The organism is Paenibacillus sp. FSL P4-0127 (assembly GCF_038007325.1).
In the GTDB taxonomy this organism is placed as follows: Bacteria; Bacillota; Bacilli; order Paenibacillales; family Paenibacillaceae; genus Fontibacillus; species Fontibacillus macerans.
In genome coordinates this window covers 4,270,028-4,289,733 of the sequence record NZ_JBBOWY010000001.1, presented here as the reverse complement: position 1 = coordinate 4,289,733, position 19,706 = coordinate 4,270,028, and the positions used below count along the sequence as shown (strand labels likewise).

The following is a 19,706-nucleotide window of genomic DNA, read 5'->3' as shown; positions in this document are numbered from 1 at the left end:
TCTTCTATATAATACCTAATATTCGCAGCCTTCCCTACCTACTAAAGTCCTAACGGGAACATATATTCTTATTTATTTATGTTTGCCTAAAAAGATTCACTTAATTAACGGTAAAAAAATCTCATCCACAATTTCAGCAATTGTGTCCTGTGACACAGGTTCATAGGTAATCAACACCTCATGTCTTATAAGATCAACAGGCAGCCTTGCAATTCGTGGAGTAATTTTCTCCCGCCTAATTTCTCCTCGCTCTACTGCCCGATTCAAAATGGTTTGCATGGTATTGGTTCTGCGGAAACTGATCAATTCGGATAAGGGGATGCCCGTTAGAACAGACATTAATCCATGAATCGTTTCTGGCCCAATTTGACGGAGCATTTCATTCAATCGATTCAATACGATGATGACATCGCTTCGCAGATTGCCAGTATTAGGGACTTCCTCCGGTGGTGCCGGTAAAATATTCTGAATTGCTGCCAAGACAAGCTCCTCGCGATTCGGCCAACGCCGATAAATAACTGGCTTACTGGTTTGAGCCCGGGCAGCAACCCCTTCTATTGTAAGACTCGGAAAACCAACCTCCAACAGTTCATTCCATGCCGCTTGAAGAATGGCGGCTTCTAATTCCGCGCCTCTTCGTCTAGTCGTAAACTCACCTTCATTTTTCTTATTCATATTTAACCCTCCAATAAAATACGTTGCGTTTCTTATGAGATTATTATATCATAAACCCGAATAAGATACTCGGAGTATCCAATGGTGAAAAGGAGTGAATATGCATGGATAAACAAATTGAACAAACAGCCAATAAAAAAATAGATCCAGCCGTTATGAAAATGGCATGGATTCTGTTGGTTGGACTTCTAGCCCCTTTATTCGATACCACCATAATGAATGTCGCAATCGATACGCTTGGAAATGCTTTACACGCGTCCGTTTCAACGATTCAGTGGGTAATGACGAGTTATTTAATTGCCCTTGGCATTGTTATTCCTATTTCAGGATGGGCACTTGACCGTTTTGGCGGTAAAAACATATGGATATTGGCTTTAAGTTTATTTTTAATTGGGTCTGTTTTATCAAGTTTGGCATGGAATGTGGGAAGTCTCATCACCTTTAGAGTGGTTCAAGGAATGGGCGGTGGCTTGATGATGCCAATCATGCAGACCATGATTGTGCGGGCAGCTGGCGGAGAGAAATTAGGTAAATTAATGGCCATTGTTGGTTTACCTGTACTGATCGGGCCTATTCTTGGACCTGTATTAGGTGGGGTTATTATTAATTATCTTAACTGGCGTTGGATTTTTTATGTCAATCTTCCTGTTTGTTTCATCGCTTTAATCCTGGCCGTATGGGGTTTACCCAAAGATGATGCCCCAAATCAGCCTCAGAAACTAGATATCCTTGGTTTATCCTTGTTATCGCCTAGTATCGTGTTGATTATTTATGGGCTTACCAAAGTCAGCTCAGATCATGGCTTTTTGCATAGTTCAGTCATCGTCCCTATTGTCGTTGGAGTTTTATTTCTGCTGGTATTCTGCCTTTATGTTTTAAGAAAGCCTAACAATCCAGTAATCGATATACGTATATTTAAAAGCATGCCTTTTACCGCATCTTCTTGCCTTTTGTTTTTATCAGGTCTATCCTCTTATGGAGGCATGTTATTACTACCACTCTATTATCAACAAGTTCGCGGGGAGAGTGTTCTCGCTTCAGGGTTATTATTGATTCCTCAAGGTATAGGGATGTTATTGACGCGTTCATTAGCAGGTAAACTTACAGATACAATCGGCTCTCGATGGATCGTGCTCTGCGGTACCCTTCTAACAATATTCGGAACCATTCCCTTTGCCTTTTGCCGCGCCAATACCAGCGAATTTCTGCTGGCCATTGCCCTCGTTGTCCGTGGCGGAGGACTTGGCGGAGTTATGCTCCCTGTTATGGCAACAGCTTATGAAGGATTAAGTAAAAAACAGGTCCCGCATGCCAGCAGCGCCACTCGGATTCTACAGCAAATCGGGGGAGCTTTTGGTGCTTCAGTGCTTGCAATCATCTTGCAAAATCAAATGACCTCTCAATCTGTTATCAGTATAACGACGCGGAACACGGCTTTTAATCATACATTTATGTGGACAGTCGGCTTCACTTTAATTTCACTCCTTTTTATAGCCTTCTTACCTAATAAAAAATATAGTAACAATTAAGTCAGTTACCTTCACTTAAAAAAGGGATCAACCAATTCTGGTTGACCCCTTCTTTAGAACTTCATTTTGTGTTACTCGACAAAACTTCGCGAAAACGTCTTTCTCCTTATGATACGTCTTTCTACCCAATAAACAACGAACAGCGACAACAAGCCGACACCAATCGGTATTCCGAACGCTTCATACGAAAATGGCGCTCCTCCAAGCTTAAGCTGGCTTGTGGCGCGATACTCAAGCCGCTTGGCGGCGAACTTCGCCGTCCGGATATCTTCCTGCTGCGCTAAATCTTCAAACGCAGGCTCCATCGCGAATCGCTCCGGCACATCGCTGTGCAGATAAAGCTGCTCCGCCTTTCCGCCATTTTTATTCCAGTTTCGGATATCGTCCGCAGCGAGCGTTTTAACGTCCGGCCCCACAAAAATTATTTTGTCGAGTTGCGGAGCATTCGCTATTTGATACCGGGCGATCAAATTCAGACCGTGCCGGGTAACGACCGGCCCTTGTTTGCTTGATATCGTCAAGGTTGTCGTCGTACCGGAAGCCCCGTACGTATCAAAAGCTGAGGCTAACATCAGCTCGTCGGTCCCGTTATACAGCATTACCCCGTTCTTTTTCTTGCTCCATTGAAACGCATTGTTCAAAACATAGACGATATCGCTTAATCCGGCCGTAAAAGGCTCCATTTGCGGATGCTCAACAAAATCGTAGGAAGGGTAATTCATTTCCTCCGCCACTTTCTTCGCCGCCGGCTCCCCCAAGTGCCGGGATATGACGTACAGCGTGGCATCGATCCCCGAAGTCAGACCGGCCGAGGAGACTATGTTGCCGTCAGGTACATAACGCTGATCCCTTTTCCAAGTCACTGCGGAATATTTCTTTTCCAATCTGCCGATATCTCCCCAATGCGTTGCCGCAGCTTTCCCGTTCAGCAACCCGGTATCCGCCAAATTTTCCGCCCCATTGCAAATAGACAACAAAATCGTTTCCTGGCCTGAGTGTTTCCTGATCCAATCGCGGACAGGCTTGTATTTTGTCTCATCCAAAATCGGCATGTAAGGAATCACGATGATATCCGGACTTTTACCCGTCATTTTGTCCAACTCGTCAAAAGTGTACTGCGGTACGACATCAAGGCCGCCCGTCAACGATTTGATGTTTTTGTCGGGAGCCGCCGCAAACACATTGTACGAACCCGTCATGGAGAACATTTCGTAGGGTACGAGAAAATCAAACACCTCGGTCACTTCATTCGCCATAATAACGGCCACGGTCGGCTTTTTCGAATCATAGGCAGGAGCTTGGATGTTTTGTAAAGATGCAGGAACCGGCTTATCGTAAACCGACATAGCCTCCTGCATCGTGCTCATGAAACCAATCGCACCGGTTCCCCCCACAACCAGAACGAAAACAAACACATACACGATGAAACGCCATACTTTTCTCACTCGCCTTCTCTCCCTTGATTTTCTCTAGTTAATCATTAATTGTTACTTACTTTCATTTCTTAAGAATAAGAGGAGAAGGCAAATTAATAAACTCGCCCGAAGACTGAATTTTCCCTCGACTAAGGTCCAGGTAGAGGACTTTTCTCGAGCAGCGGCCGAATGCTTGTTTCTTTCTATTATCATAGCTGACCGGCCCTTTTCTGAATATGACTCCATCTGGCTATCTTATTCGAGGCATTCGAGCCACAACTTTTATGCTCAATAAGGTAGCACTCCAAAAAAAAAGAAGCAGGGTTCACCCGCCTCCGTTTAATAATTTTTTTATCTTGTTAGCTTTGCCCGGTTACATTAAAGCTTACTTGCCAATTTCATGCTGCGAAAGCTCTCTATTATCGCGCTAATTTGCGCCGATCATAACTCCCGTATCACCAGGATCCTCAAGCCAAATTTTCGAGATCGCCCAATTGTCTTCGTAAAGCCCGCTCCCTTTTTCGATCGTTAGGGATGCCTTTCCATAACCTATGACTTCTTTCATTACAATAAGGGGATAATTAAAGGTGATCTGCACTTTTTTATCAGACAATGACTTGGTATCCAACTTTTCCACGGCTCCCATATGCGGGCTGGATCCGCCCGTAACCCAGAAATTATCTTCGAACTCCTGTTTTGTGCTTGCCTGTAAAGCCGGGGTCATGACGGCATACTGCATCGGTCCGCTTCTTTTCTGGACTCCGCGAATCCATGTCTTCGCCGCCTCCTCCGGTGTATCCGCATGCAGCCCGCTCATAAACATGTCAACCTGACGAGCCAGTTGGGACGCTTCCGGCAGGGTTACATGAATGCTGTTGTCCTTGTAGGTCACTTCCCCTTTCAACTCCTCCACGATAGCGCGCAGCGAAACCATAGCCGTGCCGTTTTCGATTTTCAGCTTCAAATACGTATTCGCGTACGGGGCCTTGTTAATAAAAATCTCCGGTTCGGTCGTCATAGCCAGTGCGGAGCCCGATAACAACACGAAAGCGGAGCACGCCGCAACGATAACCTTGAGTCTTTTTTTCATCAACCATTCTCCTTGTTTTCATATGTAAAAACTCTAAATCTCATTTTAGTAGAATGGTTGTCAAAGATAGTTACAGACCGGTTACTGTATCCTCACAAAAAATCAAACAAATTATTCTCAATATCCTATATCCATTTATAGATGGCAAGAACTGCTTTCACATAAATGCTTAAGGCACTCCATATAGTATCTAATTTCACGGCCTCATCGGGCTGATGGCCGCCCCCTTTTCCCGTCGGAAAGGTGGATTCTTCATCCATGCGCTTCCCCCATTTTTGTTAAAGAAAAACCCGGCATATGCCGGGCCAGAATGTTAGCATTATGTGCATCTTTAGAAACGCCTCAGTCTTGCCGTTCACGAATTTGATGCCTCCCTTAACGGGTACGGTTTCTTGGTTTCGCGGTCGGCTACGCTGACCATCACCGATTCAGGCTTGACCCTAGCGATCAAACCCATCGCCTCAATTCGACCAACCATTTCCGCAAGATAGGCCGCCGTCCGGTTCTTGGCCTCGCGGCCGCCGTCAATATCGACTATAAAACGGATGTCCGCCCCTTGATCGAGATAAGGAAGGATCAGGTTTTCGAGGCTGATCCGCTCGTTCAACCCGAATTGCGCGGCAATTTCTTGGCTGTATGACGTTTCCAAAGACAATTTTTCGCGAACCGAATAAATTTCCCTGGGGAGAATCACTTGGCGGCTGCACAGCCATGCCCCTCTTCCTGCACGGTACACTACGATGTAGCTGACGAACTTGGTATGGCCCGGGTGGGTCTGTGCGTCGGTCGTAATAACGAGGTCGTATACACCCCGCGGATCGCCTGCGATGAACCGGGATATCCGCTCCATCACATCGCTAAATTCCAGGTTCTGTTCCGTCGTATTCCGAAATGTCGTCTCATGAATCAATGGGTACTGTCGTCCTTTACTTTTCATAGGGTTCACCTGTACTGCAAGGTTGGCTTCTTCCTTTCGTTTTGGAATTTTTCGGGCTATATAAGTTGAACTATTGATTGTACGTGATAGGGCAGCCGTGTGAAATGTTCTTACGATCGCTGTTGTTCGCGGATTTCTTGATTTTACAGATTCCAACAAGGAAGAAATCCGCTCACAAAGGCGACCAAGCATATGCTTCCGATGCAGCTTTCTTCCAGAAAGCTTTCAGTTTCTTCAGAATCATTTCACCAAGGTTCAATATTCTAAAGTGTGTATTATTTAGAATATTGAACGCTCTTGCCTAGTTCCCGATTTTTCTTTAGTTCAACTTATATAGCTTAGAATCCGGCTTATAAAACGCCGAAAGCTCCCTTTTCATAATATGTCTTGATCAGCGCTGCTTGATCACAAATGTGCCGAGCCGGATTCGAACCAGCTTAACAGGGGGCGTGGGAATCGAACCCACCACAGTCTGCTTTGGAGGCAGACTCGCCGTCCTAGGAACATGGACCCCTACAGGATGAATAAAGATGACGTGGACGGGGCTCGAACCCGCAAATCCCGGCGTGAAAGGCCGGTGTGTTCATCCATTTTCACCACCACGCCATGCTAAGAACAGAACTGGATTACGGTAAATCCTTGCTAAGAGCGGGTTAATCTCCCGCCGATTTTTTACAGCTTGTGTTTCGTTAGACCACATCATTGAACCCTGCCAAGTGACCCACTCACACTTTGCGAACCGTAACCGTATAGGTATGTACTTTTCATTGGGGAGATCGACCGGATTCGAACCGGTGCAATATCAGGGCCACAACCTGACGTGTTATCCGTTTCACCACGATCTCCGCAAAGATTAATGACGCATGCCGGATTCGAACCGGGCGATTGCAGGATTGAAAGTCCTGTGGCTTTGACCGCTTGCCTAATGCGCCATGAAAAAAAGACTGCCTCCCCAAGGAGCGGCGCCATTCGCTTCACTAGCCTCTCCCGAATCCTCCGGGCAGAAACAAGCACAAATGGACCGCTTGCCAGGGTGCAAGCAGCCTTTACGTACTAAATATGTATCGACGGAATTGAATTTAGAATTCAGAACGGTCCGCGATTCACAATCACGCCAGTACCGTCCCTCCTTCTTTAAGGATGTTACGGACTAAACGTGGTACGTAAAAGCTACCGGCGATCGGATTGAGATAGGATGGTTCGCCGCTCTCTCGCCAAATATTTGCCTGTTCGTTATAGCGTTGCTCCAAAAAATCTAATGTATAGTGCATTTTCATTTCCTATCCCTTCCTTTCCTCGTAGATTTACAAAACGCATTTCCACGTTAATGCTTTAATGTTTTACCTTGTTGATGTTTATGATGTTACCATGGTGTTTTTGTGCTGTCAACCCTTTTCTTATCTTTTTTTGAACATTCATCCAAAATGACCAAAAAGAAAACCGCCGAGTCATCTCAGCGGTCTTATATCCGAACAAATTCACACGTTGCAAACAACGTTATTGTATACAACTTTCCCTAAAAAAGAGAATGTTTGGATATATTGAAACGGCTGCATGACGAGGATAAAAAGCTTTCGGCATGATCAAACAAGCGGTTGTCCTCCAGAAGGCACCACTGCTCCAAGTTCTCATACCCGATTGGATACATCGCCAATTTCATCCCCGTTCACGCTCCTTTCATTCGTTTTCCTAAATTTTCATCAGCATAAATTATCTCAGCGCGGTTTGTCAAGGGAAAATTTCCTCCGCCAAAAAAGGGTTGCGCCCTTGGCCCTTTCCCGAAGGCATCGCACCCGGCACCCCATCCGCTTCCAGCAGCGGGCGGACGACGAGCTTCACCGGCCACTCCCGGCTCTCGAAAATCGCCCGGTACAGCGCGGCGCGGTCGGCTTGCGGCAGCCCGGCGGCCAGCAGCGCTTCCTTCCATGCCTGCCCCGTGATCGCCCACAAACGGGACTCGGGAATGGCGTACACGCCGGACAGGGCTTCCATAATCGAAGCCAGATTTACCTGCGTACCAAGCGACTGGACGTAAAATATCAGCTTATCGATCGTTTCATTGTACAGGCTGTTGGAATAGCCGGGACGAATGCGGTAGCCCGGGTCCCCAATGCCGTGCTTGTCCAGGTACGGCTGATGCAGCCGCACCGAATCGTGGTCGCGAAACAGCAGTCCGCTCACTTGATTTTGCTTCAAGACCAGACAGCAATTTTGTCCGTGAATTTCCGGCACAACCCCAACCTTAAACAGACGCATCACCACATCGTAGAACATGCCGGCCAGGTCGGCATAGAAGCTTAAGACCTCTTCGGCGGAAAGCGGCTTGCCCATCATTTCGGACAAAAAATGCCGGCCGCCCAAATCCACACCAAGCGCGGACATCGGGATCACCTTGCACCCTTCCACAAATAGCTCCGGCGGATAAAGCCGGAGTTGGGCGGCCAGGTGGCGCGGGTGGTCGTCGAACAAGCCCATCGCCGCCGGCATGTAGCCCCACCAATGGCGCTCCTCGCACAGATAAACCCGGCCGCGCAGCGTCTCATCGCAAGCCACTGCCTGACGCAACAGCTTCTCTCCGGCCAGGCCGTTAAGCAGCTTCACCACAGGCAAATAACGGGCAGCTCCCAGCGACAGCACGCTGACCGGCAGCTTTAGCACGGCCGATACGCCCCCAGCTTCGGCATTGGGCTCAGTCACGGCTTCCGGCACCATGGAACGCAGCGAGGAGGTGGCCAGGAAGTCGCCGGCCTCCGCATCCAGCACCACGATCGTCCCCTCCTTTATCTCCTGAGCGAAACGGGGCGCGATCACATGCTCAAGCTGCCAAGGATGGACGGGCATCGGCACGTATTCGTCCGCTCCCATCCCCCGCCGGCTCAGCTCCGCCTCAACCAAAGCCCGCTGCTCGGCGTTCAACACATCCAGGCAGGACAACTCTTCCTCCTCGCAACCCCGCTCAACCGAATCCCTATGCACCGCTACCCAGCGAAGTCGGATCGGCTGGCCGAACTCCGCCGAATACCGCAAGCTGTCCGGCCCGGTGAAGCCGATTTTGGCTTTGGCCGTCGGATGGAACGGACGGTCGCGCAGAGCGGCGATCCGTTCCCCTTTGATGAACCACTCGTAAGCCGTGGCCGGGGTGAATGCCAGCAGCTGCTCCATCCGCTCCGGACTCAGGCTGAGCGCTAGCTGCCGAACCGCCGTCTCCACAGCGGCCAGAAAGTCCGCAACGCCCGGCTGTGCGTAAGCTTCCGCAGACAAAGCCGAACGCAGCACGGCTTCCGCCAGCTCCGGCGCAGTGCCTAAGCCGGCCCAGCTTCCGTCGGCATTCTTTTTATAAATGGGGGTATTCTGCACCCACTGAATTCCCAAGCGGATGCCGGACTCAACCAGAAACACGATTTCCCCGGCATAAACCTTGGTCTCGTCACCATATTCTCCATCTTCTCCGTATAACCGCCGAATCCGCGCCGGCGCAGCCGAGAGCGGCCGGAGCAGCTCCTCGTCCAACCGGAAAAACCGCTCCGTCAAAAAAGCATTCAGCAAATCGGCGGTAATCCGCGACTCAGCCGCTTTCAGGCCGGGCTGTATTGTCGATGTGCGCATGACCATTTCCTTCCGTCAAATAGTAAAATTCCGGATGCGGATGGCCGAGAAAATCATGGTGGGAGATCGTCCAGCAATAGGCGCCGGACTTCTCAAAAACAACGATGTCGCCGACCCGCAAACACTCCACTTCGGCATCCGCGTGCAGCCGGTCTTTCGGCGTGCACAGTTCGCCAACCAACGTCACTTTTCCGTGCCTGACCTCCGGTCTGGCAAAAGGATGCTTCCACCTGCCTGTCGGCATAATGACAAACGGATGATTGTGCCCCCAGGAAGCGGGCAGCCGGTTATGGTGGGTGCCTCCCCGCAGCACGGCAAAGTGCTGATCATGCGATATTTTGATGTCAACCACCTCGGCCGCGTAGTAGCCGTGCTCGGCCACGATCAGCCGGCCCGGCTCGAACCACAGCCGCACCCCGGGAAGCCGCTTCCTCGCTGCGCTCCGCGCGATCAGGGAAGTGAACAGCGGCCAGTCGAACGCCGGCGCAGCATCGTAGGAGACGCCAAAGCCGCCGCCCGCGTTGACGATTTCAAGGTCCAGATTATAGCGCTCTGCCCACTCCTCCGCCTTCCGCAGATACAGCTCAATCATCTCCGCGTGCAGCTCGGCCCGCAAATTATTCGACAGCGAGTGAAAATGGAAACCGCCTAGCCGGACCGTCCCCTGGCCCTCCGCCCGGATGATGCCGATCGCTTCTTCGATCAGCAGCTCGTCCAGCCCAAAAGGAGCAGGACGTCCCCCCATCGCGATTTTGGTCTGCGGCAACGCAGCCGTTCTCAGGTTGATGCGCAGCAAAATACGCACCGGCCTGCTCCGCCCTTGGGCCAGCCGGATAATCCGCCTCAGCTCGAGCAGGCTTTCCACATGGATATAGGTGACATTATGCCTGAGCGCCAGCTCCAGTTCCGCTTCTTTTTTGCCGGGACCTCCGAACAGAACGCGAACGTTCTCACAGACTTCCCTGACTTTGAGCAACTCGCCGGCGGAGGCCACCTCAAAGCCGTCCACCAGCGGCAGCAGCGACTCGATAATAAGCCGGTCGGGGTTGGCTTTGATCGCGTAGAACAGCCCCGTTCCATCCGGCATGACCCGCCGCATCTCCCGGACATGCGCCTGAATCCCCGCCAGGTCATACAGGTAGGCGCATAGCGGTTCCCGGTTCCCCGCCTGCAATCGGCCTATCGCTTCCCATACGTTTGCGTTCATGTCCAACCACCCGCGTCCCGATAGTCATTCCGCTTTTGCAGATATGCGCGGAATGCCGTGTTTCTGTCGTCTCCCAGCACATAGATGCGTACGCCTCGCTCCGCCCACAGCCGCATGTCCTCCCTGCTTCTGGCCACCGCCGCGTACGGAACCCCGCACCGCTGCGACGCCGCATGCAATTGCTCCAGCCGCCGCCGCACCTCCGGGTGCCCGGTTTGCCACGGCAATCCGAGGGATTGCGACAAGTCCGCCGCCCCTTCCAGCACAAAGCCGATCTGCGGATGGGACAAAATGGCTTCGCTTTGCCGGATGCCTTCCGCGCTTTCGATCATCGGTACAATCATGATGGCTTCATTGGCTTCGCGGATGTAGTCGGTCAGCGGATACTTGGCGAACGCGCCCGGCCGGCCGCTGTTCAGGCTGCGCATTCCGAGCGGATGGTAATACGCCCGGCGGACCGCCTCCTCCACCTGCTCCCGCCGCTCCACATGGGGGATGACGATGCCCTGGGCGCCCGCGTCCAGCACCTTCAGTATTTCGGTGCGTTCCACGCCCGAAACGCGGACAAGCGGGGTGACACCCGCCAGCTCGGCGGCGCGGATCAGTTCCTCGACGCGCTCCATATTCGTGGAGGCGTGCTCGTGATCAATGATGACAAAATCATATTCAGCATGGCCGATCAGCTCGACAACAACGGGATGCGGAATGGAGACAATCAGTCCGAACACCGGCTGCTTCCGGTTTATTTTTAATTTCAGCGTATTGGGTCTCATAATAGTGACAAACTCTCCCGCGCCAGCCGCAGCGGATTGCTTGCTTTGCGGAAATGCAGCTCGCCGTCGCCGTACAACCTGCGCTTGGTCATCTCCTCGATCAACGCATCCGCCGCAAACAGGTCAAACCATTTAAACCTCTCCCTATACTCGGGAAACTGCCGCTGATATTCCGCAATCGTTGCCGCGCACAGGCCCCAGAACTCCCGCTCCGATAGTCCGAACCTTTCCAGGGTCAGGGCGATCTCCGTCATACAGATGAAAAAGAAAGCGTCATACGTGTAATCCCGCACCTCCGGCGCCGCTTTGGCATGGATAAACGAATACCGGTTGAACCGCCGGTGCGTTTCCGGCTCAGGGTACAGCTTGGGCGCCAGCTCCGGAAACAGCAGCTTGTCCGGGACATACCGCACGCCGTCATGCAGGTCTTTGACGATGATCCGTGACGGCAGCCCGTCCTCTAACACCAGGATGATGTTCTGAGCATGCGCTTCCAAGGCGATGCCGTGCGCGTACAGCAGATGAATCATCGGCAGGGTCAGCGTGCGGACAAGCGCTTCGCTCCACCGCCCGATTCCGTGCCGGCCGATGACATCCCGGATGAACGGCTCGCCGTTTTTTTGCACCAGCATCAGTGCGTTCAGCGGCCAGGCCTCTTCACCTTCCCGCAGGCGGGCGGATACGCTCTCCCTCCAGATCGCTCCCAGCGTGCCGTACGCGCTGCGGTACTGAATCCTAGGCAGCCTCTCGTACCGCAAGGACAGTCCCATAACCTCTTTGAGGATGCCGAACCGCACCCGCCGCAGCAGCTCGTCCTGCCGGATCAGACCGTCCAGCCAGTCGCTGATCAGCGGCGCGTTTTGCGTCGTATGATGGGCCAAAATGCGGCCGGTTGAGGTATTGGTGATGCTGAGCGACAATTTGATGTATGAAGCCTCCGCATGATCTCTGTGCGACAGCGTGCGGATCGATTGCTGCGCCCGGTAATTGCCGTCCGAAACCCCCAGCGGAATCAGCTCCCGGCTCAGCCGCTGGCGAGTGAAGACGGTTTCAAGCCGATGCTCCCACTGCCAGGGATGGACGGGAATCAGCACATACGCACTCCCATCGCCCTCCTTCTCCAACATGCGGCCGAACCTGCGCCGGTCATTTTCCGTCAGGTGCTGCCCGTAAATCTCCTCTGCCGAACAGCCGGCGGAAAGCGCCATATCGGCAAGCTCCTGCTTCACGGCAACCCAGTGCAAACGAATGTTCCGATTGAATTCGGGACCGTACGCCAGATTGTCCGTTAATGTGAAGCCAAGTCTGGACTTGTAGCTTGGATGGTAAAGATGCCCGTCCGTCATATGGCTTTCCAACGCATCATAGTGTTTGTCGCCGTCCGGAACGCGCTCGGGGAGCTCGGCCCTGCACTGGCTATCCTTAGCCAGCGTCTCCAGCAGCTCCTGGATGAAGGAGTCGATCCGCTCCCCTTGCAGGTTGCCCAGTACCAGTTCCTCCACAAACAGGTGCAGATCGGCGCAGGGTTCGCCTGCTCTTTGGATGGAATCTTTGACGATTTTCACCCGGCCGAACGAAAATTTCTCCTCCGCCTCGCAAGTATAAGCAACGGGCTTTCCGTCCCTGCCTACTCCATCCGTCCGCCAAATCCCGCCGGTTTCGGTGCGGTTCAAGATGCCCTCGAACCACAAAGCCTCCAGCGTCTGGCGCATCATCCTCTCCTGGACATCATGATAGGCGGCCGTCTTCGGGCCGGACAAGTTAGCCAAACTATCCGTTGATTCCACGCGCTTTTCACTCCTCCGTTTCTTGAATTAAATTGCCGACCGGCACATAAGCCGGCGCCTCGCCGCTTCCTTTTAGACAGCTCAGCATGTTCCGCTTGGCATAGAACGTACCTGCCGTAAGCAAGTGTTTCGCAAAAGCATTGCCGCTTCTCTCGTATGCCCGCCGGAGCGTTTCGCGCACGATCGTCCAGAAATGCGTTTCGGGAACGCCCGCATCCCTGGCCATGGCATGAATAAGCGAGCCGAGATGATTCACGATAAAATAGTACGATGTCCGCGCCCAGGCCTGCTCTCTTGAATAGAACAAAGGACCGGACAGCTCCTGTCCCCGGGCTGTCCCCAACCCTTCCGCCGCCCTGCCGATCTCGACGCTAACGCCTTCCAGATCGCGAATGATGAAGGCCTCCGGCATGCCGTCCCGCAAGGTCAGCAGCGTGTTCTGCAAATGGGCTTCAAAATGAATGCCCTTCTCCCACGCAACGCGCACGAGCGGCAGCAGCGACAGCTCCAGATAGCGCGCAAACCAGCGGTCCGCCTGTCCGCTCCGTCCGAAGCCGCCCAGCATCGACGTCAGGCGCGAAGGCCTTCCCGGCTGCGGAGCTTCCGCCAGACTTGCCAGCACATAGGTGCATGCCGGATCAAATTCGATCGGACGGTAGACGATCGTAAACTGCCGGGTCAACTTCTCATCCGCAAACCGGCAGGTGCTAACGCCCGTCTCATAAGCGATCCGGGTAGGCGAATTTGGACCGAAACAGCCATGCCGCAGCAAATAGCGGGAGGCGTCAAGCGTCCTGCGCATCTGCTCATCGCTGTTGGTACGGATCAAATTGGTGATCTGCATGCTCAGGGACAGCTTGATATTGCAGTTCATGTCGGGCACATATACCGTACGTACGGAGGTCGTCGGATAGACAAGCGGCCCCAGGCTGCCGAGGGGAACCAATTTCCCTTCGCGGACATAATCCTGAACCTCGGACAGGCCCAGCACATGCTTGTATTGCCACGGATGAACCGGAAGCGGAGCGTATTCGCCGCTTTTGTCCCCAAGCGTATGCCGAAGATGCGCCTGCACGCTTTCATGCGGCGGTACTTTTTTGTCCTCCGCCACCCACTCGTCCCGGAATACATCCTTTCTTACGGCAAAATAACCGAGCCGAAACGAGGTGCGCAGCTCCGGACTGAACATTCGCACATCCCGCTCGGAAAATCCCCGCGAATTTTTGGGAAAGGGGTGGAACGGATGCCCGTAAATCAGCGATTGTTCCGAAGTCCGGTAGTCGAACACCTCAAGCTCCGCCGCCCGCTCGATAAACAGGGCGAGATTGCGGCAGCTGTTGTCCACCTTTTCCGCAAAACTGCGCGCCTGTTCGTCCGTGATCCGGTTATCATCTGCCGGCGCGCCTTCGCCTGTCCCCAAACCTTCGCTCGACAGCTCCCGGATGATCCATTGGACTAGTTCCCCGTATTCCACATGACCATTCGCTCCGTTTGCGCCGGACCGCCGAATGCTCTCGTATTCATGCTCTCCGGCGGCGGAATAATAGGCCAGCTTTCCAAAAACCGTAACCCCGCAGACCGGGAAAGCGACCGCATAGTCAAGCGTGTCCGCGTTCAGCGCAATGTCATCCTCCCTCTCCTGCGCCAGCTCCCGGATGTAGCAGTTAAGCAGCAGCTTGCACGTGTGCCGGTTCGCTTGTTCCAAGCTCTCGGAACGAAGCTTGCTCTCTATCTCCAGCAATGATGCCAACCTTCTTTCTCGATACGGATAAATTGGCCTGCTCCTTTTATCAGCAGGAGGCGAAAGCCGCGGGCGGTTCGGCCAGCGCTTCGGTCACCGATTTCTCGAAAATCGAAAGCACGTCCGCAGCTTCGCGTTCGGTGATCGTCAGCGGCGGCAGGAAGCGGATGACGGCGGAGCGGCGCCCGCCCACCTCCACAATCAAACCATTATTGAAGCAGCTCCGCTGAATGGCGGCGGCCAGTGCCCCATGCGGCGGATAGTGGCCCAAACGATCCCTGCGGCCGGCGGTGTCCACGATCTCCACCCCGATCATCAGGCCGCGGCCGCGAACATCGCCGATCGCCTCGCACCCGGCTTTCAGCGCGCCGAGCCCGGCCATGAACTGCTCGCTGCGTTGCTGCACATTGGCCAGCACACCCTGTTCGCGGATATAGCGCAGCGTCGCCAGCCCGGCGGCCATCGCCAGCTGGTTGCCGCGAAAGGTGCCGGTATGCGCCCCCGGCGGCCATACATCCAGCTCTTCCTTGTAGATGACAAGCGACATTGGCAGACTGCCGCCAACCGCTTTGGAACAGACGATCACGTCCGGGACGATCCCGGCATGCTCGAACGAAAACATGCGGCCCGTACGCCCGATCCCCGTTTGCACTTCGTCAATGATCAGCGGGATGCCCCTTTCGGCCGTGATGCGCCGCAGTTCCCTAAGCCATTCAAGATCGGCGGGGATCGCTCCTCCCTCGCCCTGCACCGTCTCCACAATGATGCCGCAAGGAGCGGCAATGCCATTTTCGCAGTCGTCGAGCAGGTTCTCAATATACTGCGCGCTCAGCTTGGCGGTCATGCCGCCGCCCATGCCGAACGGACAGCGGTATTCATAGGGGAAAGGAAGGAAATGCACATCCGGCAGCAGGCTCTGCAGATGCTCCTTTTTACTGAGATTGCCGCTCAGCGCCATCGCCGCCTGCGTCGACCCATGATAGCCGCCTTGAAAGGCAAGAACGGATCTGCCCCGGGTTGCGCTCTTCACCAGCTTGATCGCGGCTTCAACGGCGTCCGCCCCGGTCGGGCCGCAGAACTGGATTTTGCTGCTGTTCCTTAGTTCTTCGGGCAGAATCGAAAACAGTTCCTCCATAAAGGCCAGCTTGAGCGGCGTGGCCAGATCGAGGGTGTGAAGCGGAATTTGCTGTTCGAGCACGCCGCGAATCGCCTCCACCACGACCTCATGATTATGGCCCAGCGCCAGCGTGCCGGCGCCGGCCAGGCAGTCATAGTACATGCGGCCTTCCGTATCCGTCACCATCATTCCTTTCGCCCTGCTGATCACAAGCGGAAAATGCCGGGGGTACGCGCGCGCATTGGATTCCTTTTCTTCCTGCAGCCTTAAGTAATCGTTCTGATCGTTTTGGACATTATGGACCTTTACCGACATATCCTTCCAACGCTCCTTTGGTTTAGTTGTGGGATGCAGAAAGTGTTGTTTCAAACAAATATTCCAGGTACATGCGGGTGACATCGCGTGAAGCGCCTTCATACGAAAAAACGTGATACGCGAAATCAGGCAGGGCATTGACCTCCAGGATGCCGCCGGATGTCTTCGTTATGGGCCGGCCGATATCGGGGCAGCGCATATCGATGCCGGCGACATCAATCTGCAGCGTTCGCGCAGCCTCGATGGCCATTTCGGCGTTGGCCGGGCAGATGGAATCCGTGCGATCGGCGTAAATTTCGCTGATCTCGCCGGCCGGAGCATTGTGAAGATCAAACAGCTCCAGCCGCGCTCCCGCCGGAATAAGATCGTCAAGCGCCGCCCCCTGCTTGTCCAGCACCGCTTTCAGCCGCGGCGAATCCGCCTTGATTTCGGCAAACGCCTCCATTTCGCCGATGCTGCGCCGTCTGATTCTCGTTTCATTCAATCGCCGGATCAATTCCCTTACCGAGGAGGAGCCGTTTCCAATGACATAGGCAGGCCGGTATCCGGTGACCGCCGCCACCTTGCCGCCGATGACCAGAACGCGATAATCCGCCCCCGGCACAAATCGCTGAACCAGGATGCTCCCGCTGGATCGGCCGGCTCTTCGGATGGCTTCGACAAGCTGCTCCCTGGTCCGGACGTCCAGCGTGACGCCGGTGCTGCCGCTGGCATCAAGCGGCTTGACCACAACCGACGCGCTGGCCTCCAGAAACCGTGCGGCCTTCTCCCCCATCTCCGGCACCACGATAAACGGAGGCACCGGCAGCCCCCGGCGCTGCAGCAAATGGTTCGCCGCTTCTTTATTTTTCGCCAGCAGTCCGGCAATCAACGGCAGACGATGGGATCTCGTTTTGTTGATCACGATGCTCCTGCCCTGGCAAGTGAGCTCCAAAAAATCCTCGCACCCGGCGATAAGCTGGCGGCAGCCGATGCCCATCTCCTCGGCTTTGCTCATAATCAGCCGATTTTGTAAATTTTGGCTTTGCGCCCCGCGCAATGCAACCCCTCCCATCCCCGAAAAAGCCACGGTTGTTCCTCATGGTTCCGATAATATAAAAGCATCAATTTAATGATAATGATTATCAATATCATATGTAATTATCTTACAGGAGGTTTGTTTGAAATGTCAATTATAAACTTTTAAGGTAATTTAAGTTTTTTTCGCGCGTTCGGGGTTATAAACATTGTCGGAGTACAGGAGTGGAAAAAGGGTTTTTAAGCGAGAGGTGGAGAGGTATGAACTAGCCTATTTGGTCATTTTGGGGCAAATCAGGAAGCTATGGTCCGTTAGCACTTGCGTTGCATTCACTTTTGCTTATGATTTCCCGTAAAAGTTACCCGGGAATCTAACGGTTGCAACAGCGGCTATTTTCCGAAAAAAGACCTTTTCTGAAATCTAACGGTTATGAGCGACGTTAATTTCCTTAATTCAGGAAAAAAATAGCCGGGTATTAGTGAAATAAGCGCCATGGCAACCGTTACAATTTGAATTCAACGTTTTTGGAGCAAATAGCGCTTGTGGCAACCGTTAGAATATTTATGTGGCTATATAAGATGAACTGATAATTGAACGGAACAGGTCAGCCGTGTGAAATGTTCTTACGATCGCTGCCCGTTCCAGATTTCCATGATTCGGCAAATTCATACAAGGTAGAATCCCGCTATTTCAACTTCTATAAGAAAATGTATCTTGCCGGATCAGATTTAATGCAACCCTAGTGTATTTTCAGGAAATAAGGACTCTCCGGTCCCTTAGCCGCTTCAGCCTGGACCATCTCTCTTTGCTCCAGTGCCGTACAGCATGCCGCGCGTGCCTTGGGAGGCGGCACTAGCCCCGCAGGAAGAAGCGGCGCTCCCCGGCGCTTCCCTTGTTAACGATTCCGTTTCGGGCATGTCGAGCAATAGTCGTGCGGCGTGTCCGACGTCAGATAATACAAGCAGCACGTTTTGCGCATGCGGATCGGGCTATCGGACTCAGCCTTGATCACTTTGGGGCTGTTGAATTTCTTGATCGGGTTGCGCGGTTCGCCGAAAAGACGCGGCGGCGCGTCATAGAGCAGGTAGCGGTAATCCTCCTCCATCCGCCGCTTTTGCTCGGGGCTGGCTCCTTCTTGCGTAAACTTTTTCTCATACAGCCAATAGACATAGATCGCCGTATTTTCCCATAACAACGCTTTGGAGATGCCGGCCGCTTTGGATATGGCGGTCCACACCCGGGACAAGTTTCCGGCAAACATCGTTTCAATCACCCGGTCGCGCCATTCGCTTCTCTGTCCCTCACCTGGCTCACTAACCTGCAGGTCCAAAAGCCTCGCTTTGGGCAGCCACGCCTGCTCCCGGTAGCTCGATTCGATCCAGCCGTTCTCCAAGGCCAAATTCAAGCCCTTGTTGAGGCAGGACATCGCATAGAGTCCGGGAGCGACGACAAGAAAGGCATACCGCTTGGCAAACAGCGAGACGGCGGCAAGCTCGGAATCGGTTTCGAAAATGCCTTTTACCCCGCGAAAATAGGCCAGGCTTTTCTCCGAATCCAGCAAGTCGGCAAACGGAATGGAGAAAGTCCGGTTAGGCGAAGAGTCCCGGGTTAACCGGTAGTCGGCGGCCAGGATTTCAAATTCTTCCGGTTGCAGCGAGTTGTCTGTAGTCTTGTTCATCTTGAATTTTTCTGCCCCTTCCGTGAGGTATGCATAAAGGTGTTCCAAACAGCGGATCGACGGCGATCTCGCAGTCCATCCGGAACACGGTCCGGACCATCTCCCGGGTCACGATATCCTCCGGTCTGCCCTGCGCGAACACGGTTTTGTTGTGGACCGCGACGATATGATGCGCGTAACGGCAGGCCAGATTCAGATCGTGCAGAACCATGACAATGGTGCGGCCTTCCCGCTCGTTCAGTTCAAACAGCAGATCGAGGACTTCAATCTGATGGCTCATGTCCAGGTACGTTGTCGGCTCGTCAAGCAGCAGCGTTTCCGTGCCCTGCGCGAGGGTCATGGCGATCCAGGCGCGCTGGCGCTGTCCTCCCGACAAGGCGTCCACCGGGCGGTCCGCCAGCTCCGACAGACGCGTGGACTCAAGCGCAAGCCGGACCATCCGCTCATCCTCGCGCGACCACTGCTTCAGCCAGCTTTGATGGGGATACCTCCCCTGCCGCACTAGCTGGCTCACCGTAAGCCCTTCCGGGGCGGATGGTCCTTGAGGCAAAATCGCCATTCGCCGGGAGACCTCTTTGGCAGGAAGCTTGGCAATCTCTTCCCCGTTCAGCAGCACCGTGCCCGACCTGGGTCTGAGCAACCGGGCGATGGTGCGCAGCAATGTCGATTTGCCGCAGCCGTTGCTGCCGATCAGCACCGTGATTTTTCCTTTGGGAATCGCCAGATTCAGGTTGTCGATCACAGGCTCCGTGCCATAAGAAATGGTCAAGTCCTTTGCTTCCAAGATGCTCACGGTTTCTCCTCCTTCTTCATGAGGT

Annotated in this window: 16 protein-coding genes and 4 tRNA genes; 1 reads left to right on the top strand and 19 read right to left on the bottom strand. The window is 53.5% G+C overall.

The window, feature by feature from the left end; genetic code table 11:
* Positions 1–96: 96 nt before the first annotated feature.
* Positions 97–675, bottom strand: a complete 579-nt coding sequence (locus tag NYE74_RS19315) for a TetR/AcrR family transcriptional regulator (RefSeq protein ID WP_124332067.1) — start codon at positions 673–675, stop codon at positions 97–99.
* Positions 676–779: 104 nt separating this feature from the next.
* Here NYE74_RS19315 and NYE74_RS19310 point away from each other — a divergent pair, with 104 nt between their 5' ends.
* Complete coding sequence (locus tag NYE74_RS19310; protein WP_124332066.1) at positions 780–2,204, top strand: MDR family MFS transporter; 1,425 nt, start codon at positions 780–782, stop codon at positions 2,202–2,204.
* A 71-nt stretch (positions 2,205–2,275) separates the two neighbouring features.
* Here the strand turns inward: NYE74_RS19310 and NYE74_RS19305 are convergent, their stop codons facing one another.
* From NYE74_RS19305 to NYE74_RS19220, 18 genes are all read right to left on the bottom strand, one after another.
* Positions 2,276–3,649, bottom strand: a complete 1,374-nt coding sequence (locus NYE74_RS19305) for a DJ-1/PfpI family protein (protein WP_124332065.1) — start codon at positions 3,647–3,649, stop codon at positions 2,276–2,278.
* Positions 3,650–4,046: 397 nt separating this feature from the next.
* The gene (locus tag NYE74_RS19300; protein ID WP_124332064.1) at positions 4,047–4,709 is read right to left on the bottom strand and encodes a hypothetical protein; all 663 of its coding nucleotides are present in this window, start codon (positions 4,707–4,709) and stop codon (positions 4,047–4,049) included.
* Between the two features lie 125 nt (positions 4,710–4,834).
* Positions 4,835–4,969 carry a M20 family metallopeptidase gene (locus NYE74_RS19295; RefSeq protein WP_148090729.1) on the bottom strand — a complete coding sequence of 45 codons (135 nt, stop codon included), beginning with the start codon at positions 4,967–4,969 and terminating at the stop codon, positions 4,835–4,837.
* Positions 4,970–5,064: 95 nt separating this feature from the next.
* Positions 5,065–5,646, bottom strand: coding sequence for a ribonuclease H-like YkuK family protein (locus NYE74_RS19290; protein WP_341005122.1), 582 nt, complete (start codon positions 5,644–5,646; stop codon positions 5,065–5,067).
* A 441-nt stretch (positions 5,647–6,087) separates the two neighbouring features.
* Positions 6,088–6,145, bottom strand: a tRNA-Ser gene (locus tag NYE74_RS19285).
* 32 nt (positions 6,146–6,177) lie between these two features.
* Positions 6,178–6,252 (bottom strand) — tRNA-Glu (locus tag NYE74_RS19280).
* Between the two features lie 162 nt (positions 6,253–6,414).
* Positions 6,415–6,491, bottom strand: a tRNA-His gene (locus NYE74_RS19275).
* A 12-nt stretch (positions 6,492–6,503) separates the two neighbouring features.
* Positions 6,504–6,578 (bottom strand) — tRNA-Glu (locus tag NYE74_RS19270).
* A gap of 177 nt (positions 6,579–6,755) precedes the next feature.
* Complete coding sequence (locus NYE74_RS19265; RefSeq protein WP_170179987.1) at positions 6,756–6,923, bottom strand: hypothetical protein; 168 nt, start codon at positions 6,921–6,923, stop codon at positions 6,756–6,758.
* 451 nt (positions 6,924–7,374) lie between these two features.
* Entirely contained in the window at positions 7,375–9,252 is a 1,878-nt protein-coding gene (locus NYE74_RS19260) for an IucA/IucC family protein (protein WP_341005121.1), read from the bottom strand.
* Positions 9,212–10,459, bottom strand: coding sequence for a type III PLP-dependent enzyme (locus NYE74_RS19255; RefSeq protein ID WP_213510704.1), 1,248 nt, complete (start codon positions 10,457–10,459; stop codon positions 9,212–9,214). The genes NYE74_RS19260 and NYE74_RS19255 overlap by 41 nt, the downstream gene beginning before the upstream one ends.
* On the bottom strand, positions 10,456–11,232 hold the full coding sequence (locus tag NYE74_RS19250) for an HpcH/HpaI aldolase family protein (RefSeq protein ID WP_155619403.1): 777 nt from the start codon (positions 11,230–11,232) through the stop codon (positions 10,456–10,458). Before NYE74_RS19250 ends, NYE74_RS19255 begins: the two co-directional genes overlap by 4 nt.
* Positions 11,229–13,019 carry an IucA/IucC family protein gene (locus NYE74_RS19245; protein WP_051985435.1) on the bottom strand — a complete coding sequence of 597 codons (1,791 nt, stop codon included), beginning with the start codon at positions 13,017–13,019 and terminating at the stop codon, positions 11,229–11,231. Before NYE74_RS19245 ends, NYE74_RS19250 begins: the two co-directional genes overlap by 4 nt.
* Before the next feature lie 7 nt (positions 13,020–13,026).
* Positions 13,027–14,760, bottom strand: coding sequence for an IucA/IucC family protein (locus NYE74_RS19240; RefSeq protein ID WP_036622869.1), 1,734 nt, complete (start codon positions 14,758–14,760; stop codon positions 13,027–13,029).
* A 49-nt stretch (positions 14,761–14,809) separates the two neighbouring features.
* On the bottom strand, positions 14,810–16,192 hold the full coding sequence (locus tag NYE74_RS19235) for a diaminobutyrate--2-oxoglutarate transaminase (protein WP_036622868.1): 1,383 nt from the start codon (positions 16,190–16,192) through the stop codon (positions 14,810–14,812).
* A 22-nt stretch (positions 16,193–16,214) separates the two neighbouring features.
* A complete protein-coding gene (locus NYE74_RS19230; protein ID WP_230876976.1) occupies positions 16,215–17,231 on the bottom strand; it encodes an ATP-grasp domain-containing protein in 1,017 nt (338 codons plus the stop codon).
* An 874-nt stretch (positions 17,232–18,105) separates the two neighbouring features.
* Entirely contained in the window at positions 18,106–18,888 is a 783-nt protein-coding gene (locus NYE74_RS19225) for an IucA/IucC family C-terminal-domain containing protein (RefSeq protein ID WP_036622866.1), read from the bottom strand.
* Positions 18,845–19,681: an ABC transporter ATP-binding protein gene (locus NYE74_RS19220; protein ID WP_051985434.1), complete on the bottom strand. Its 837-nt coding sequence runs from the start codon at positions 19,679–19,681 to the stop codon at positions 18,845–18,847. Before NYE74_RS19220 ends, NYE74_RS19225 begins: the two co-directional genes overlap by 44 nt.
* Positions 19,682–19,706 lie beyond the last annotated feature (25 nt).

Excerpts from the sequence above, each read along its gene's own strand:
- NYE74_RS19310 (WP_124332066.1), top strand. The coding sequence starts at position 780 with ATGGATAAACAAATTGAACAAACAGCCAATAAAAAAATAGATCCAGCC.
- NYE74_RS19295 (WP_148090729.1), bottom strand. The coding sequence starts at position 4,969 with ATGGATGAAGAATCCACCTTTCCGACGGGAAAAGGGGGCGGCCATCAG.
- NYE74_RS19260 (WP_341005121.1), bottom strand. The coding sequence starts at position 9,252 with ATGCGCACATCGACAATACAGCCCGGCCTGAAAGCGGCTGAGTCGCGG.
- NYE74_RS19265 (WP_170179987.1), bottom strand. The coding sequence starts at position 6,923 with ATGAAAATGCACTATACATTAGATTTTTTGGAGCAACGCTATAACGAA.
- NYE74_RS19250 (WP_155619403.1), bottom strand. The coding sequence starts at position 11,232 with ATGAGACCCAATACGCTGAAATTAAAAATAAACCGGAAGCAGCCGGTG.
- NYE74_RS19255 (WP_213510704.1), bottom strand. The coding sequence starts at position 10,459 with ATGAACGCAAACGTATGGGAAGCGATAGGCCGATTGCAGGCGGGGAAC.
- NYE74_RS19315 (WP_124332067.1), bottom strand. The coding sequence starts at position 675 with ATGAATAAGAAAAATGAAGGTGAGTTTACGACTAGACGAAGAGGCGCG.
- NYE74_RS19300 (WP_124332064.1), bottom strand. The coding sequence starts at position 4,709 with ATGAAAAAAAGACTCAAGGTTATCGTTGCGGCGTGCTCCGCTTTCGTG.
- NYE74_RS19235 (WP_036622868.1), bottom strand. The coding sequence starts at position 16,192 with ATGTCGGTAAAGGTCCATAATGTCCAAAACGATCAGAACGATTACTTA.
- NYE74_RS19225 (WP_036622866.1), bottom strand. The coding sequence starts at position 18,888 with ATGAACAAGACTACAGACAACTCGCTGCAACCGGAAGAATTTGAAATC.
- NYE74_RS19290 (WP_341005122.1), bottom strand. The coding sequence starts at position 5,646 with ATGAAAAGTAAAGGACGACAGTACCCATTGATTCATGAGACGACATTT.